18 protein-coding genes and 1 riboswitch are annotated in these 14033 nt (G+C 53.5%); of the genes, 6 read left to right on the top strand and 12 right to left on the bottom strand.

What is annotated here, in order from left to right; all coding sequences use genetic code 11:
* The first annotated feature begins 84 nt into the window (after positions 1-84).
* Positions 85-156: riboswitch (Fluoride riboswitch) on the top strand.
* 83 nt (positions 157-239) lie between these two features.
* Positions 240-617, top strand: a complete 378-nt coding sequence (gene crcB, locus FY046_RS09510; protein WP_133846233.1) for a fluoride efflux transporter CrcB — start codon at positions 240-242, stop codon at positions 615-617.
* Between the two features lies 1 nt (position 618).
* Here the strand turns inward: crcB and FY046_RS09505 are convergent, their stop codons facing one another.
* Positions 619-1368 (bottom strand): hypothetical protein, encoded by a 750-nt coding sequence (locus FY046_RS09505; RefSeq protein ID WP_167864047.1) that lies wholly within the window; start codon positions 1366-1368, stop codon positions 619-621.
* Position 1369: 1 nt separating this feature from the next.
* Positions 1370-1567 (bottom strand): hypothetical protein, encoded by a 198-nt coding sequence (locus FY046_RS09500; RefSeq protein ID WP_133846235.1) that lies wholly within the window; start codon positions 1565-1567, stop codon positions 1370-1372.
* A 191-nt stretch (positions 1568-1758) separates the two neighbouring features.
* Between FY046_RS09500 and iraP the strand changes: the two genes are divergently transcribed.
* A complete protein-coding gene (iraP, locus tag FY046_RS09495) occupies positions 1759-2052 on the top strand; it encodes an anti-adapter protein IraP (protein WP_133846236.1) in 294 nt (97 codons plus the stop codon).
* 299 nt (positions 2053-2351) lie between these two features.
* Positions 2352-3242 (top strand): dihydrodipicolinate synthase family protein, encoded by an 891-nt coding sequence (locus FY046_RS09490; protein WP_133846237.1) that lies wholly within the window; start codon positions 2352-2354, stop codon positions 3240-3242.
* A gap of 83 nt (positions 3243-3325) precedes the next feature.
* Here the strand turns inward: FY046_RS09490 and yjbE are convergent, their stop codons facing one another.
* Positions 3326-3568 (bottom strand): exopolysaccharide production protein YjbE, encoded by a 243-nt coding sequence (gene yjbE / locus FY046_RS09485; RefSeq protein ID WP_133846238.1) that lies wholly within the window; start codon positions 3566-3568, stop codon positions 3326-3328.
* A 429-nt stretch (positions 3569-3997) separates the two neighbouring features.
* On the opposite strand from yjbE, the gene FY046_RS09480 reads away from it, so the two are divergent.
* Entirely contained in the window at positions 3998-4579 is a 582-nt protein-coding gene (locus FY046_RS09480) for a class I SAM-dependent methyltransferase (RefSeq protein WP_133846329.1), read from the top strand.
* Positions 4580-4655: 76 nt separating this feature from the next.
* Positions 4656-4886 carry a hypothetical protein gene (locus tag FY046_RS09475; RefSeq protein ID WP_133846239.1) on the top strand — a complete coding sequence of 77 codons (231 nt, stop codon included), beginning with the start codon at positions 4656-4658 and terminating at the stop codon, positions 4884-4886.
* A gap of 74 nt (positions 4887-4960) precedes the next feature.
* Here the strand turns inward: FY046_RS09475 and FY046_RS09470 are convergent, their stop codons facing one another.
* From FY046_RS09470 to FY046_RS09460, 3 genes are all read right to left on the bottom strand, one after another.
* Complete coding sequence (locus FY046_RS09470; protein WP_167864048.1) at positions 4961-5974, bottom strand: acyltransferase; 1014 nt, start codon at positions 5972-5974, stop codon at positions 4961-4963.
* A gap of 117 nt (positions 5975-6091) precedes the next feature.
* On the bottom strand, positions 6092-6340 hold the full coding sequence (locus tag FY046_RS09465; protein WP_133846241.1) for a hypothetical protein: 249 nt from the start codon (positions 6338-6340) through the stop codon (positions 6092-6094).
* Positions 6341-6542: 202 nt separating this feature from the next.
* Positions 6543-6746, bottom strand: a complete 204-nt coding sequence (locus FY046_RS09460) for a KTSC domain-containing protein (RefSeq protein ID WP_133846242.1) — start codon at positions 6744-6746, stop codon at positions 6543-6545.
* A gap of 348 nt (positions 6747-7094) precedes the next feature.
* Here FY046_RS09460 and FY046_RS09455 point away from each other — a divergent pair, with 348 nt between their 5' ends.
* Entirely contained in the window at positions 7095-7289 is a 195-nt protein-coding gene (locus FY046_RS09455; RefSeq protein WP_133846243.1) for a hypothetical protein, read from the top strand.
* Between the two features lie 57 nt (positions 7290-7346).
* On the opposite strand, the gene FY046_RS09450 is transcribed toward FY046_RS09455, so the two are convergent.
* The 6 genes from FY046_RS09450 to FY046_RS09425 form a co-directional block, all read right to left on the bottom strand.
* Positions 7347-8924: an ABC transporter substrate-binding protein gene (locus tag FY046_RS09450; protein ID WP_133846244.1), complete on the bottom strand. Its 1578-nt coding sequence runs from the start codon at positions 8922-8924 to the stop codon at positions 7347-7349.
* A 103-nt stretch (positions 8925-9027) separates the two neighbouring features.
* The gene (locus FY046_RS09445) at positions 9028-9693 is read right to left on the bottom strand and encodes an ABC transporter ATP-binding protein (RefSeq protein ID WP_133846245.1); all 666 of its coding nucleotides are present in this window, start codon (positions 9691-9693) and stop codon (positions 9028-9030) included.
* Positions 9686-10534, bottom strand: coding sequence for an ABC transporter ATP-binding protein (locus tag FY046_RS09440; protein ID WP_133846246.1), 849 nt, complete (start codon positions 10532-10534; stop codon positions 9686-9688). Before FY046_RS09440 ends, FY046_RS09445 begins: the two co-directional genes overlap by 8 nt.
* Positions 10524-11384 carry an ABC transporter permease gene (locus tag FY046_RS09435; protein ID WP_133846247.1) on the bottom strand — a complete coding sequence of 287 codons (861 nt, stop codon included), beginning with the start codon at positions 11382-11384 and terminating at the stop codon, positions 10524-10526. The genes FY046_RS09440 and FY046_RS09435 overlap by 11 nt, the downstream gene beginning before the upstream one ends.
* Positions 11381-12436: an ABC transporter permease gene (locus FY046_RS09430; protein WP_133846248.1), complete on the bottom strand. Its 1056-nt coding sequence runs from the start codon at positions 12434-12436 to the stop codon at positions 11381-11383. Before FY046_RS09430 ends, FY046_RS09435 begins: the two co-directional genes overlap by 4 nt.
* Positions 12436-14004: an ABC transporter substrate-binding protein gene (locus tag FY046_RS09425; protein ID WP_133846249.1), complete on the bottom strand. Its 1569-nt coding sequence runs from the start codon at positions 14002-14004 to the stop codon at positions 12436-12438. The genes FY046_RS09430 and FY046_RS09425 overlap by 1 nt, the downstream gene beginning before the upstream one ends.
* Positions 14005-14033 lie beyond the last annotated feature (29 nt).

The following is a 14033-nucleotide window of genomic DNA, read 5'->3' as shown; positions in this document are numbered from 1 at the left end:
TTAGCTATCAACATTTTGTTGATTTTAAGCGAGGGTATCGTTTAACAGGCCACTTGCAAAACCTGTAGGCGCTGATTATCTTAAATGCCATAAGGTGATGGTGTTCCACCTTTCCCAACCGCCCTGACTGTAAGGGCTGATGACGCCTGATAACCCTGACTCTGTTTAACCAGAGGTCGGTGTATCAGGCCGTGTATTATTTGCCTGTTGGCACCTTCCTCTCCATTTCTGAGGATTTTATGTTGAAACCATTACTGGCTGTCATGATTGGCGGCTGTGCGGGCTGCGTGATCCGCTGGTTGCTGGCCGTGCGTCTGAATAGCCTGTTCCCCAACCTGCCACCGGGCACGCTGCTGGTGAATCTGGTGGGTGGCTTTATTATTGGCGCAACGGTGGCCTGGTTTGTGCGCCACCCGGGGATTGATCCGGCCTGGAAACTGCTGATCACCACCGGACTGTGCGGCGGCATGACGACATTTTCCACCTTCTCGCTGGAGGTGGTGACGCTATTGCAGGCAGGAAATTATCTGTGGGCGATGACCTCGATTCTGGTGCATGTGCTCGGATCGCTGCTGATGACCTTCGCCGGGTTCTGGCTGATGTCTCTTTTGTTCTGATTTAGCGTGCCAGCGCACTGGCGCTGGCCTCATCAAACAATGACAGGCTTTCTATCTGCTCCAGCATGATCACTTTGCGAAAAGCCATGGCCGATTTCGGTTCTGAATCAAGCGTGATGCCATGTTCGGCATACCAGCGGCTGTAATTATGCTCAATGCATAAATTCAGGCTTTTGCCATCGCGGTAACCACTCAGCATCGGGATCAGCACGACATTGGCTGTCGCGACATTGTCATAAGAGGCGGCGTGGATCATACCGATATAAATACGCCGCGATTTCAGCGTGATCCAGGCAAGCTCACCTTCTTCCATGCACTGAAACAGTAATCCCTCAACGCCATTGGCGCGGGAGAGCTTCTTGTACAGCTTTTTGCGGCCAAAGCTATCCAGTCGGGCGCTGCCTGACCAGCTTGAACGGTAAATGCAAAAGGCCACAGCAAAGGTGAGCATGATGACCACGGGTGCCTGAATGCCTAAAAAGCTCCAGGTCATAAATTCGATTTGCCACTGATGATGCAGGCCATCTGCCAGTGACGGAATGGCGTTAAAGGTTGCCGATACGGCCAGCAGCACTAACCAGATCAGTCCGGTGGCCAAAACACCCTGCAGGACAAAAATGCAGCCATACAGCGCCACCAGGAAGTAAACATCCCAGCCAAATGAACGTTTGATTTTGAAACGTGTAGAGAGGTCGCGGCTGGTGTACCAGTAGCCGCAGACCATTAACACCATAAAGATCGCCGTTCCCATCTCAGGCCCTCTTCAGTGCATTAACGTGTCGGGCAAAGTCTTCATGGACTTCCGGGCTGGAAAAATTGACCATCGCGCTGCCATCTTCATCAATCAGAATACGTTCACCCTCTTCGATCGACTCAGCAATATCGCGTTGACTCATCACCTGCAACAGGGACTCGGGGCTGGAAAACAAAGAGCAAATAAAGCGGAACATAGTTTCTCCTCAACGGGTGTCGGGGAAGCCTGGCAGCAGAGTGGCATTTCCGCTATCAGATGAAGGCGAAAACACACTGAGGGATTATCTGGAAATCGCGATCATTTGCCTTATCTTGCGGTCTGTCCTGTTTACCCGGATTGGGGAGAGTGGTAATTTCATACGGATAATCTGATAAGGATAATAGCGACATGAAGCAACTGGTCATCGATATTTTAATGAAGCTCGCCAAAATGGATGTGGATACGAAAGAGCTGACAGCCCAGGTTGAAGCACAATCCCTGCTGATTGCCGCGCTGTTGTTGACCGCAGGCAAAGAGGGATCATCCTCGATCTCTGAAAATATTCAGAATGCAGTACTCACTGCGTCACGCAGTGGCGATGGCTTTCTACAAACTGATGTGGATTTGCTGTTGACCCATGTCAACCGCCTGCTGGCGGTGACCCGTTATGTGGATGATGCTGCATCAACAGAAGACAGCTAACGATAAACCTCCCCACACAGCAGCACCACATTGGGGCGCCGCTTTAAGATCCGTTCGGCCATCTCTTCACAGGCGTATCGGGTGGGATAAATATGCTCGGAAACCGGAAGTGCGTCACAAGCATCATATCCACAGGCACTGACGAGTAATACGAAGCCGATTAACATCACTCACTCCTTTGACCGATCAGGGACTGATATTCAGTATAGGCGACAAGTTAAGGTGCGTGTAATCCGCTTGTGCTGAGCTGTTTGGGTTACTGTTATTGCACCATTTCTGCAACTTCAGGAGCTTTTGTCATGCTGTTTCGCGGACTTTCTGCTTTCCCCATAACGCCTCTAAATACGTCTGGCGTGGTTGATATTCCTGCTCTGGAAAAACTGCTGCTCAGGCTGAAACGAGCGGGGGTCGATTCAGTGGGGTTACACGGCAGTACCGGGTTGTATGCCTATCTCAGTCGTGAACAGAAGCAGCGATCCATTGAGGCTGCAGTGGCCTGTCTTGGCCCGGACATCCCGGTGATTCCCAGCGCGGGAGCGCTGCGTACTGATGAGGCTTGCCTGTTGGCTGAGGATGCTGAACGCGCCGGCGCTCAGGGAATTTTACTGGCGCCGGTTTCCTATACGCCACTGCGTGAAGAGGAAGTTTTCCAGCACTATTCTGCCGTGGCGCAGTCCAGTCATCTGCCCATTTGTATCTATAACAATCCTGGCACGACGCACTTTACCTTCACGCAGGGCTTACTACAGCGGCTGGCAACATTGCCGCAGATACAGGCGCTGAAGCAGCCCGGACAGGCCGATATGCGTCAGAGCGATGTAGCGGAGCTGCGAGCGTTGTTTCCAACAACGTTTGCCGTCGGCTACAGCGGTGACTGGCATGCGGCAGGGGCATTGCTGGCCGGGGGCGATGTGTGGTTTAGCGTGCTGGGAGGATTATTACCGCAACAGGCTCTGGCGCTAACCCGTGCTGCGCAGGGGGGAGAGGTGGATCGCGTTGCAGAACTCAACCAGCAGCTGGCGCCGTTGTGGCAATTGTTTCAGACGCTGAGTAGCCTGCGAGTGATGTATGCCGCCGCAGATATTCTGGGGATTTGCCAGCCCGTATTGCCACGGCCGTTATTGGGGCTGAACAGTGCCGAGTGTCGACAGGTTGAGCAGGTGTTGCATGCATTACCGGATGTGGAGTGATGTAGCAGAAATGGCCCTGCGGGTTCGCAGGGCCATTGAAAGCTTTATGAGACCGGCTTTCTACTTGCTGTGTGAAAGAATAATTAACGTGAAACGGTAGAGGTTGTGGTGGTCGTTGTTCCGGTATTGGAGCCATCACCGCCGCCGGAAGTCGCGAGAGCCACGCCTAACAGAGCAGCGACTGCGCCCACGCCGACGGCATCTGAAGTGCCATCTGACATGGATGATGCGCTACTACCTGCTGCCTCACCTGCCCCAGTAACGGCCCAGGTGTTGGCGCTGCCTGCCAGTAATACCAGCAGAAAAACTGATTTAACATATTTCATTTTATTATCCTAAGGTCTGGAGACAGCAGGTGCTGCCAGAGAAGGATAATGAGATTTATTGTGTTGTGATATGGGCATCTCACAGCGGTTTCAGCGGGACTCCAGTCGCAGTGGCAGGAAAAAAGATCCAGTCATAACTGTTCTGTCTTCTTGTCACAATACTGTCATAGTGGGGATTAGCGCAGCGGCGAAAATGCGATGAGAACTTTCTCGCGCTGAGTACGATTAATACTGGCTGTGAAACGTGGCCGCCTGTGGCTGGAAAACCGCACTTATTTTCAGAATATCCTCTTAGCATCATTATTCCTTCCCTGGATGCCCGCGCAGTGTGCGATTAATCCTGGTTTTTGCCAAATAGCCCAGCTTTTAAGAACTTGTTAAGCCAGTTATGGCCTACTGAAGATTGCCGTATTGAAGCGAGGGTTTATGTTGCTATCTGCACTGTCCTATATCAAAAATAAAACCGGGTATCTCCAGGAGTTTATTGCAGACCCCCGTAAAACGGGCACGATTGCCCCTTCGTCTAAGGCATTGTGTAAAACCATGTCAGATGCCGTCGACTGGCAGCATTGCCTGCGAATTGCAGAACTGGGGGCAGGGGACGGTGTGTTAACCCGTCACCTGCTGACCCGAATGCGCCCGGATGCCAGCCTGCTGACGTTTGAAACGAACCCACGTTTTCATCCTCGGCTGGCGGCACTTGAGGATGCGCGTTTGCAGGTGAGTGGCGAATCAGCGGAGACGTTGTGCGGAGAGTTTGATGCGATTTTTTCCGGCCTGCCGCTGTTATCGCTGCCGCATGAGGTTCGTCATCGTATTTTGCAGCAGGCAGCCTCACAGCTGAGTGCCAATGGTGTCTTTATCCAGTTCCAGTACACCTCGCTTTGCGAGCCGTTGCTCTCCGGGTATTTCGCCTGGAATCGCACGCGAGTACTGGCGAATCTGCCCCCGGCATGGGTCTATCGTGGCCATTCGCTGGCGCAGTTACCCTGGGCCAGTCGTGGACGTTAAATGAGATTGATCTGACTCTGGCTTGTTATTGGTGCAGCTTTGCTATGCTTAATCTTTAACCCAAGAGGAGGACAAGATGAGCACTGAAGAAGCAGTACCAATTTCGAGTGAAGAAGAAGTGTGTACTATCATCGGTAAAGCCGTGGTTGACTTGAGTATTACGGGTCAGCCGGTTAACAAATCCACGCTGGGCTTAAAGCTGCTGGCGATGGCCGATCAGGATCAGGATGACGAACGTATTTTACTCTACTGGATTGCCCGCAGGGCCATCAATCAACCGCATAAATTTGCGGAGGCAAGGTTCTGATACTTGCCTTGTAAACGGTACATTTGCTACCGGACGACAACGGCCGTTCAGGCAATACCTGAACGGTCATTGCATCAGATAAGACGTTTCAGCCCCGGAACGCGGTCTATCAACGAGATTAGCAGTACTGACAGCAGATAGCTGACCAGCGCTATGGCTGGGATCGTCAGTACCGAAGAATAGTTATCAAAGCTGATGGGATACAACCGCATTAGCGTTTCCAGTACCAGCATGTGCACAAAGTAAACCCCTACGCTAAGCCTGGCCAGATTGCGGATGATCAGATTCACGCGCCGTGAAAACTGCAAAGGAGCATGCAGCAGCATAAAGAAGCAGGCCAATGCGAGTGTGACAATCGTGGGTGCTGAATAAAACAGGAAAATCTCATTAGGTTGACCAATGCTTTTCGACAGCGAATACCCCATCACTGCCGTTAATACTGCGCTGAGGATAAATATAATCGCCGCAATGGTGACTTTGGGCGACAGCTTATAACGACGAACCACCCCGCCAATAATATAAAATCCGGAGAGATAAACCACCATGTCGATATTGCTGGGCGTGGGTGCTATCCGGTTTTCCAGTACGGTCTCTTTGAAGTTATCAAATAACATATACACGGAGGCCAGCGCAAACCAGACGGCAATAATGTAGTTAATTCTCTTCTGACTTCCGTTTTGAATAAACGTATTCAGCAGCGGCGTCACCAGGAACAGCAGAATCAGGGTATAGATAAACCACAAATGCTCGTAGGCTGGGGTGCTCAGCAGATCCAGTAAGCTGAAAAGGGTCGTGCTGTCGTTGATTAAGCGGTCGTAAATAAAATAAATACCTGTCCAGGCAATCAGGGGTAACAACAAATTCAACACGCGAGTTTTCAGCGTGCTTAACAATGATTCATTTTTATTCAGTGAGATATAACCGGCGATCAGCAAAAACAAGGGAAATGAAATTCGTCCCAGCGCATCGTACATCACCGCGACTGACCAGGCGCTATGAAATGTGCTGAACGGTACCGCCGCCGTGTGCAACAGAACGACCAGATAAGTAGCGATGATCGTCAACAGTTTAATATTGAGGGTTTTCAAACAACGGTTTCCTTTGCCAGAGGGCTACACTGCATGGCATCTGCAGGTATTCACTGCCTTAAAGGTAACATATTTTGGGGCAAGTCTGATGTTTTACCTGCAAAAACGCCCGCAGTTTTAACTGCGTTGATTATTGATGATAATTTCCGGGGCGCAGGATTCACCCGGTTTGACGATGCGGAACTCTGCTTTACCCTTATGAACATAGATACAAGCCCGGCCCGCATCACCGCCATCCTGCTCCTGTGATAAAGAAATAACGGTTTTCTCTGCCATGGAAAAAGGCGTCAAAAGGATCAAACCCGCAAACAAGAGAAATAGCGGGTAGCGTTCAGTGAATTTTATTTTGTCGCTAAATTGCGACATAGCGTGCCCTCCATTAGCCTGTGTTAGGTCGTAGCCAATAAGCGCAGGTCACCATGACCTTTTCGCACTACGACCGTAACCTGTTATAAACCGGAGGCAATATCGGTGTTAATGGGGGCGCTTCTCTATGAGAATACTCTCATTTTATCTGGATCTGAAGTAAAGGCGGAAACAATTGCGTTCCCGCGCGAAGACACAGCGATTAATGCTGTAAAAACTGATGCTTGATGTGTTTGTAGAAGAAGGCGCCTTTAGAGGGAGCCGCCATAAAAAAATGCCAGGTCGTCAGAGGGACATTGCGATAAGTCGACGTCCCATGACCGAGTAATTCAACTTCCAGTATCCGTTTGTCAGCATCGTAGCCGACAGAGTGAATTGCAGATGAGGCAACAATTTGTCGTTTCATATCCCCTCCTGAACCAAATCGTGTGATTAAAATTTAACCTATAAACACGAGTTCATCTTGTCCTGAATCAAATTCATTGAGGTTTAGGCACATTAAGACAAGCGAGGCGGGGAGCGACAGAGAGAAGCGGATAAAAATGAGCCTCGGGAAGTGGGAAACCCAGCAACACTTCCTGAGGCCATGCAAATGCATGATTCGTTACAGGGCTACTGTACATGCCTCGCCAAACTTGTACAAGGATATTTTTTTTGCATAGATTTGGTGATTTGTATGGATAGGCAAAAAGGATGACGGAGGACGATCAAACTTGCTAAAGTGCTTTTTTTCACTGGTTTAGCGGAATTTGATATGTCGAATGAAATTGCACACCCGTCCAACAGCCCGAAGCAGGCTGCCTTACAATTGGTGATTGAACTGGTTCGCGCCGGGAAATTGAGCCCGTTGCAGGGCGATGCGGCCAATATGATCTCGATCTATGAGCAGTTTAAGACGCATTTTGAAGCTGAAAAACATAAGCACGCGTCTGACTCCGCGATTTCCTGAGACTCGTTTCAGATAACCAGACGTTCAGCTACGGGCAAGGCCCGTAGCTGAAATGCACTACTTTTTACTGACCAGATCGAAATAGAGCAGGCTGTTGCCCACGCCCTGATAGTCGCCCTGGACATTGTTGCCCAGCCCCACCTGTTTCTGCCCCTGTAATGACACCACATACGGCGAGTTTTGCTGGATGTCGGTTTGCAGTTCCTGATAAAGCGCCGTGCGTTTTTTCACATCGCTCTCTGCGGCGGCCGCACGTGTTTTGGCACTCAGCTCAGGAATAGTCCAGCCGACGCGCCAGGCCAGTGTTTTCGGCCCGCCCTCAACGTTGTAGGCGAAGGTGCTGGCGTTGCTGTTGGCATCGACGTAATCCGCGCCCCAGTAGATAAAGATGGACTGGAAGTTACGTCCACGCATTTTTCCCCAGAGCTCAGACTCTGCCACGGGCTGGATATCAATCTGGATATCCGCTTTGGCAAAGCTGGCCTGCAACGCCTGCGCCACGTCACTGTACGGTGGCTGATTGATAATGGTCAGAGAGAAGCGGGTGCCGGGCTTGATCCCTCCTTTCGCCAGAATCGCTTTCGCTTTTGCCACATCGTAGTGGAAAGGTTGGTTGTCCAGCGCGCCGTCAAAGCCAGCAGGGAGGAAGGTCTGATGTGTTTGATACTGGCCCTTTAACAGCTGCGTGGACAGGCTGTTGTAATCGACCAGCCAGCGTGCGGCCTGCCACAGCGCCGGGTTACCCAGCGCAGGTTGTTGTTTATCCTGAGTGTTGAAACCGAGGTAGTAAATCAGTGCGGAGGGATAGCTGGCAACACGCACGTTGGTTTGTTTTTTCAGCGTGGCGAACTGGTCTGCGCCCAGATCGTATGCCACATCTGCATCGCCCTTTTCCAGCAACAGTCTGCGTGAACCGGCATCGGCAACGCTTTTCAGCAGCACGCGTTTCAGATGCGGGGCTGGCTGTGCGTTAGGATTCTGTTCCAGCACCAGCGCCTGCTGCGGCACGTACTTGCTGATGGCATAAGGGCCACTGCCTGCCGAATGTGTCCTCAGCCAGTTATTACCGTAATCCTGCTGGCTGACGTGCTGTTTCACCAGTTTGCTGTCGACTGTTGAAGCGACGGCAGAGGTCAGCAGTCTCAGTGCCAGGTCGCGGCCGATAGCTGACTGCCACCGGAGCTCAAACTGCGTATCGCTCTTCCTGGTAAACTGCGCATCAATATTTTCCGGGGTCCAGCCAAACTCACCCAGAATAAAGACCGGCGTTTTGTTCAGTTTCACCGCACGCGTTAGCGAGTAAATCACATCGTCGCTGGTGACCGGATTGCCGCTGGCAAATTTTTTCCCGGCGTTGAGCGTGAACAGCAGACTGTGTTCGGTGCTACCTGCTTCCCATTTGCTGGCGAGTTCCGGGACCAGATTACGTTCATGGCGGATCTCCGGGGAGACCAGCGTTTGGTAGACGTTGCGCAGACTGCTGTTACTGACGGTTTCAAAACTTTCCGCCGGATCAAAGCTGATAATCCCGTCGAGCGAGATGGCCACCACCAGCGTATCGGCCGGAGTGGCAGCCTGGGCGCCATGGGTCAATGCCAGGGTACTGGCGATTAATAAAGGAAGAATCTTGTGCATGATGGAGTCCTGAATCGGGAGCGATATCAGGACTATAGGCGTATAACTGTGGATCAGAAATGCCAGATCTGACTATGGTTAGCTGTTAAAAACACAACCTGCTTTAACCGACGATGCGGCCCTGATCCATCTGTACGGCGCGGTCACACATGTGGTCGATCACGTCAGGATCGTGACTGACCAGTACCATCGTCAGATTGTCCTGCTGCTTGAGCTGATTCAGCAGGTTGAGGATCTCCGCCTGTACCGACATATCCAACGCTGAGGTGGGCTCATCCAGCAGCAGAATTTTCGGCTCAAGCAGCAGGGCACGCACAATCGCAACGCGCTGACGCTGGCCGCCCGAAAGCTGATGCGGGTAGCGATCGGCCAGCGCCGGATCCAGCCCAACGTGACGGAAACCCTGATCGATACGGTCATTAATATTATCCGCTTTAATCAGTTTCAGCGGCTCTGCAAGGGTGCGGCGCAGGCGATGACGCGGATGCAGGGAGGCGTAAGGGTCCTGAAACACCATCTGCACGTCGCGCCGAAGTTGTCCGGTAAACGGCTTACCCGGCAGCGCCTGATGGCCTGCAAGCTGCATCTCACCCTGCCAGTGTGGGTTCAGACCGGCCATGACCCAAAGCAGTGATGATTTGCCACAGCCGGAGGGACCCACGAGGCCAAAGCATTCACCCGGATTGACCGACAGCGTGACATCATGCACGACGGTACGCAGGTCGTAGCCCTGTTTGTGAGCCACGCTCAGTTGGGATAACTCAATCATGCTGTTGCCCTTGTGTCAGCGCCGCGCGATCCAGCACCGGCAGGGGTTTACCCCGGGTCGATTTATTTGGACGGCAGGACCACAGCGTACGGGTATAAGGATGCGTAGCATGCGGTAATTCGGCCGCTGCCAGCTGGTCGAGCACTTCACCCTGATACATCACCATCACACGCTCACAATGTTCGGAAACCTGTTGTAGATCGTGGCTGATCAGCAGCAGTCCCATGTCACGCTGTTCCACCAGGTTGCGGATCAGGCTGAGTACCTGATCGCGCATGGCGTGATCGAGTGCGGAAGTAGGTTCATCAGCAATCAGAAAACGCGGTTCTGCAATCAGCGCCATTGCCAGCATCACACGCTGGCCCATCCCCCCCGAGAGCTGGTGTGGGTAGCGCTTCATCTGTTCTGCGGGCTGTGGCAGGCCAACAGCATCCAGCATGTCGCAGACTTTCTCTTTGATTTCCGCCCGGCTGAAATGGCCGTGTAGCTTAAGCGGTTCTGCCACCTGCCAGCCGATGGTGCGCAGTGGATTCAGGGCATATTTCGGGTCCTGCATCACCATGCCAAGCTGGCTTCCGCGCAGCTGGCTCCAGCGCCGTTCGTTCAGCGTCAGGGCGTTTTCTCCGGCGATGCTCAGGGTATTCGCCTGTACCTGAAGAGACGGTGCCAGCAGCCCCATTAATGCACGCGCGGTCAGGGATTTGCCGGAACCGGATTCCCCGACCAGCGCCACGCGCTCGCGGCCAAGCGTAAAGCTGATATTTTTCACCAGCGCCGTACCGTCAGCGCTGCGGATCGTCAAACCGTCTGCCACGATGGGTGCAGAAGAATCAGTTGCCATTTCGGGTATCCAGTCGGTCACGCAGGCCATCGCCTGTCAGGTTAAATGCCAGGCTGGCAAACAGAATCGCACCACCGGGAACGGCGGCGACCCACCACTGGTCAAAAATCACTTTACTGCCTTCGGCGACCATAGAACCCCACTCGGCGGTCGGGGGCTGAATGCCCATGCCAAGGAAACCCAGGCCCGCCGCCGAGAGAATAATCCCGCCGAGGCTGAGAGCTGCACGCACCACGGCGGTGGGCAGGCAGAGCGGTAAAATATGACCAAACATCAGACGCAGACCATTAATTCCCTGCATGCGCGCAGCGGCAAGGTAGTCGCTGCGGCGCAGCGCCAGCGTTTCAGCACGTGCCTGGCGCGCAAACGGCGGCCAACTGGTGAGTGCCAGCGCCAGCGCGCCGTTCATCAGCCCAGGCCCCATCATGGCGACCAGTGCCAGTGCAATGACCAGATTGGGCAGTGACAGGAAAATATCAGTGATGCGCATCAGTACACGCTCACTCCAGCCGCCAAGATAACCGGCGCTGATACCAATAAGCATGCCAACGGGGATGGTCAGCACCAGGATCAGCGAGACCAGCAGCAGCGTAGGGCGGGCACCATAAATCACCCGGGAAAGCAGATCGCGGCCAAAACCGTCCGTGCCCAGCCAGTGGCTGGCGGACGGCGGCATCAGACGTATGCCCATTTCCTGGGCGTTAGGATCAAACGGGGCCAGCAGTGGGGCAAACAGCGCAGCAAAAATCAGCAGACCCACCAGGCTCAGCCCGAGGGTCAATGTGATATGACGACGTGGTCGCCGCGTGCGCGGTTTGACGCTTTCAGCATCAGAGAGAGATTGCGTCATCGTGTTCTCGGGTCGGTCAAATAGGTTAACGCATCGGCCAGTGCATTGATGGCAATAAAGCAGCTACCAATCAGCAGAGTGGAGCCGAGGATCGCCGGGGTATCGGAGGCGAACAGCGCCGTGGTCATGTAGCGCCCGACGCCAGGCCAGGCGAAGACGGTTTCCGTCAGCACTGAGCCTTCCAGCAGGGTAGCGTAAGAGAGCGCCAGTACAGTGATCAGCGTGCCACGTACGTTAGGAAAAATATGCAGCAGCAGAATGCGTCCACGGCTGGCACCTTTAGCGCGGGCCAGAGTGACGTACTCTTTACTGCTTTCTTCCAGCAATGCTGCGCGCAGCAGACGAGTAATGGTCGCCATCGATAGCAGGCCAAGCACCACCACGGGCAGCCACAGGTGGGCAATGGCGTTGCGGAACATCTCCATATCCCCGGAGAGCCAGCTGTCAATCAGCACCAGCCCGGTTTTCGGTTCAAGGGTATAAATCCAGATATCATCCAGACGACCAGGCCCGGCAGACCAGTGCAGCACGGCGTAAAACAGCAACAGACCCAGCAGGCCGAGCCAGAATACCGGCACCGAATAACCGAGCAGGGAGATCATACGCGCCACGTTATCCAGCACGCTGCCGGGTTTCCATGCGGCCAGCAGGGCCAGCAGGATGCCAAACACCGCGCCAAAGATCATCGCGCAGGTGGCCAGTTCAATAGTGGCAGGGAAGGTACGCAGCAGATCGCTGGCCACCGGCTGATTGGTGATGCTGGAAATACCGAGATCGCCACGGACTAAATGTTCCAGATAGTGCCAGAATTGCACTGGTACTGGCTGGTCCAGCCCAAGACTGGCACGCACCTGGGCATAGGTCGATTCGCTGGCGTGATCGCCGGCAATTTGCAGCACCGGATCAACCGGGGAAAGATGGGACAACGCAAAGGTGAAAACCAGCAGTCCGAGCAATGTCACCACCAGCGAAAGCAGGGCACCGAGTGCCCCACCGCTGCGACGCCAGAAAAGCCGGGCAGAAGGCCCGGCATTGTTTTCGGCTGCTGCCATTACTTGGTGACCTGGCTGTAGTAAACCATATCCGGATTAATCCCCTGCACGTAGCCTTTCAGATTATCGCGCAATGCCACCAGATTACGGGCCTGCATACCGATGACATACGGTGAATTTTTCTGCACTTCACGCTGCATTTTTTCATACAGTTCAACGCGCTTCGCTTTGTCGGTTTCTGCCGTGGCCGCCAGCGTCTGCTTGCTGAGTTCCGGAATGTGCCAGTTAGAGCGCCATGCCAGCGTTTTGCTACCGTCTTCCGGGTTATAGGCGAAGGCGGCGGCATTGGTGTTCGGATCGAAATAGTCGGCACCCCAGGCGTTCAGCGTGGATTCGTACTGGTGTGATTTCACGCGGGTAGCCACTTCAGAGCTGATGCCAGGCTGGACTTCAACTTTCACGCCACCTTTAGCGAAGCTGGCCTGCAAGGCCTGGGCAATGTCCAGGTACGGTGGCTGGTTGCTGACGGCCAGCTTAAAGCTGACGTTGCTCAGGCCTGCTTTCTTCAGAATTGCTTTGGCTTTTTCCGGGTCGTAGCTGTACGGGTTTTCGTTCAGCGCACCGAGGAAACCTTCCGGCAGGAACGACTGATGTACCTGGAACTGGCCTTTCAGCAGGTCGTTGGCAATGCCTTTATAGTCGAACAGGTAACGCGATGCTTCCCACAATGCCGGGTTTTTCAGCACCGGGTTGGCATCAATATTGAACTGAATGTAATACAGGGACGCCATCGGCACCGCGAGGGTTTTTACACCCGGCTTATCTTTCAGAGAGGCCATTTGATCGGCGCCCAGGTTACGCGCGATATCGGCATCACCCTGTTCCAGCAGCAGTCGCCGCGCCGCGGGTTCCGGTACGTTTTTGATTAACACATTCTTCAGCTTCGGTGCGCCGGCCGGAGAGGTCGGGTTCGCGCTGAATAACACCACTTCATGCGGAATATATTTACGGATCTGATACGGGCCGCTGCCTGCAGAATTCAGTGCCAGCCATTTGTTGCCAAAATCGCCTTTTTGTTCGTGGGCCATCACGGTTTTTTCGTCAACGATAGACGACACTGGCGCTGCCAGCAGGCTCAGAACGTAGGTCGGGCTGACGTCTGCGCTCCAGCTGATCTGCACATGGGTATCGTCGATTTTCTTGAACTGGGCGTCAACGTTCTCTTTGGTCCAGCCAAGCTGAGTCAGAATAAAGGACGGATCAAGGTTCAGTTTAACAACGCGTGACAGTGAGAAGATCACATCTTCAGGGCGCAGCGGGTTGCCGGAGGCAAATTTTGCCCCTTCGCGCAAAGTAAAGGTCATGCTGCGGTTATCGCTGCCCGGTGTCCAACTGCTGGCCAGCGTTGGTTTCAGGTCAATCGGGTTTTGCGGGTCAGACTGCACCAGGCGCTGATAAAGGTTGGTGAAAGCCTGTACGGAGGTCAGTTCAAAGCCGTCGGCCGGATCGAAGCTTTTTGCATCATCAATAGACTGGGCGATCACCAGTGTGTCAGCAGGGGTCGCAGCTGACGCAGCAAACGATGCTGCCAGTGCCAGGGCGATAACAGAAGGGACTGCAATTTTCATGACGTTTCCTGAAGTGACGTTTTTCGCGA

The sequence above is a fragment of the Erwinia sp. 1181_3 genome (genome assembly GCF_052824965.1).
This window is presented reverse-complemented; position numbering and strand designations above follow the sequence as displayed.

Coding starts and splice junctions, on each gene's coding strand:
- crcB (WP_133846233.1), top strand. CDS start 240: ATGTTGAAACCATTACTGGCTGTCATGATTGGCGGCTGTGCGGGCTGC.
- FY046_RS09505 (WP_167864047.1), bottom strand. CDS start 1,368: ATGGGAACGGCGATCTTTATGGTGTTAATGGTCTGCGGCTACTGGTAC.
- FY046_RS09500 (WP_133846235.1), bottom strand. CDS start 1,567: ATGTTCCGCTTTATTTGCTCTTTGTTTTCCAGCCCCGAGTCCCTGTTG.
- iraP (WP_133846236.1), top strand. CDS start 1,759: ATGAAGCAACTGGTCATCGATATTTTAATGAAGCTCGCCAAAATGGAT.
- FY046_RS09490 (WP_133846237.1), top strand. CDS start 2,352: ATGCTGTTTCGCGGACTTTCTGCTTTCCCCATAACGCCTCTAAATACG.
- yjbE (WP_133846238.1), bottom strand. CDS start 3,568: ATGAAATATGTTAAATCAGTTTTTCTGCTGGTATTACTGGCAGGCAGC.
- FY046_RS09475 (WP_133846239.1), top strand. CDS start 4,656: ATGAGCACTGAAGAAGCAGTACCAATTTCGAGTGAAGAAGAAGTGTGT.
- FY046_RS09465 (WP_133846241.1), bottom strand. CDS start 6,340: ATGTCGCAATTTAGCGACAAAATAAAATTCACTGAACGCTACCCGCTA.
- FY046_RS09460 (WP_133846242.1), bottom strand. CDS start 6,746: ATGAAACGACAAATTGTTGCCTCATCTGCAATTCACTCTGTCGGCTAC.
- FY046_RS09455 (WP_133846243.1), top strand. CDS start 7,095: ATGTCGAATGAAATTGCACACCCGTCCAACAGCCCGAAGCAGGCTGCC.
- FY046_RS09450 (WP_133846244.1), bottom strand. CDS start 8,924: ATGCACAAGATTCTTCCTTTATTAATCGCCAGTACCCTGGCATTGACC.
- FY046_RS09445 (WP_133846245.1), bottom strand. CDS start 9,693: ATGATTGAGTTATCCCAACTGAGCGTGGCTCACAAACAGGGCTACGAC.
- FY046_RS09440 (WP_133846246.1), bottom strand. CDS start 10,534: ATGGCAACTGATTCTTCTGCACCCATCGTGGCAGACGGTTTGACGATC.
- FY046_RS09435 (WP_133846247.1), bottom strand. CDS start 11,384: ATGACGCAATCTCTCTCTGATGCTGAAAGCGTCAAACCGCGCACGCGG.
- FY046_RS09430 (WP_133846248.1), bottom strand. CDS start 12,436: ATGGCAGCAGCCGAAAACAATGCCGGGCCTTCTGCCCGGCTTTTCTGG.
- FY046_RS09425 (WP_133846249.1), bottom strand. CDS start 14,004: ATGAAAATTGCAGTCCCTTCTGTTATCGCCCTGGCACTGGCAGCATCG.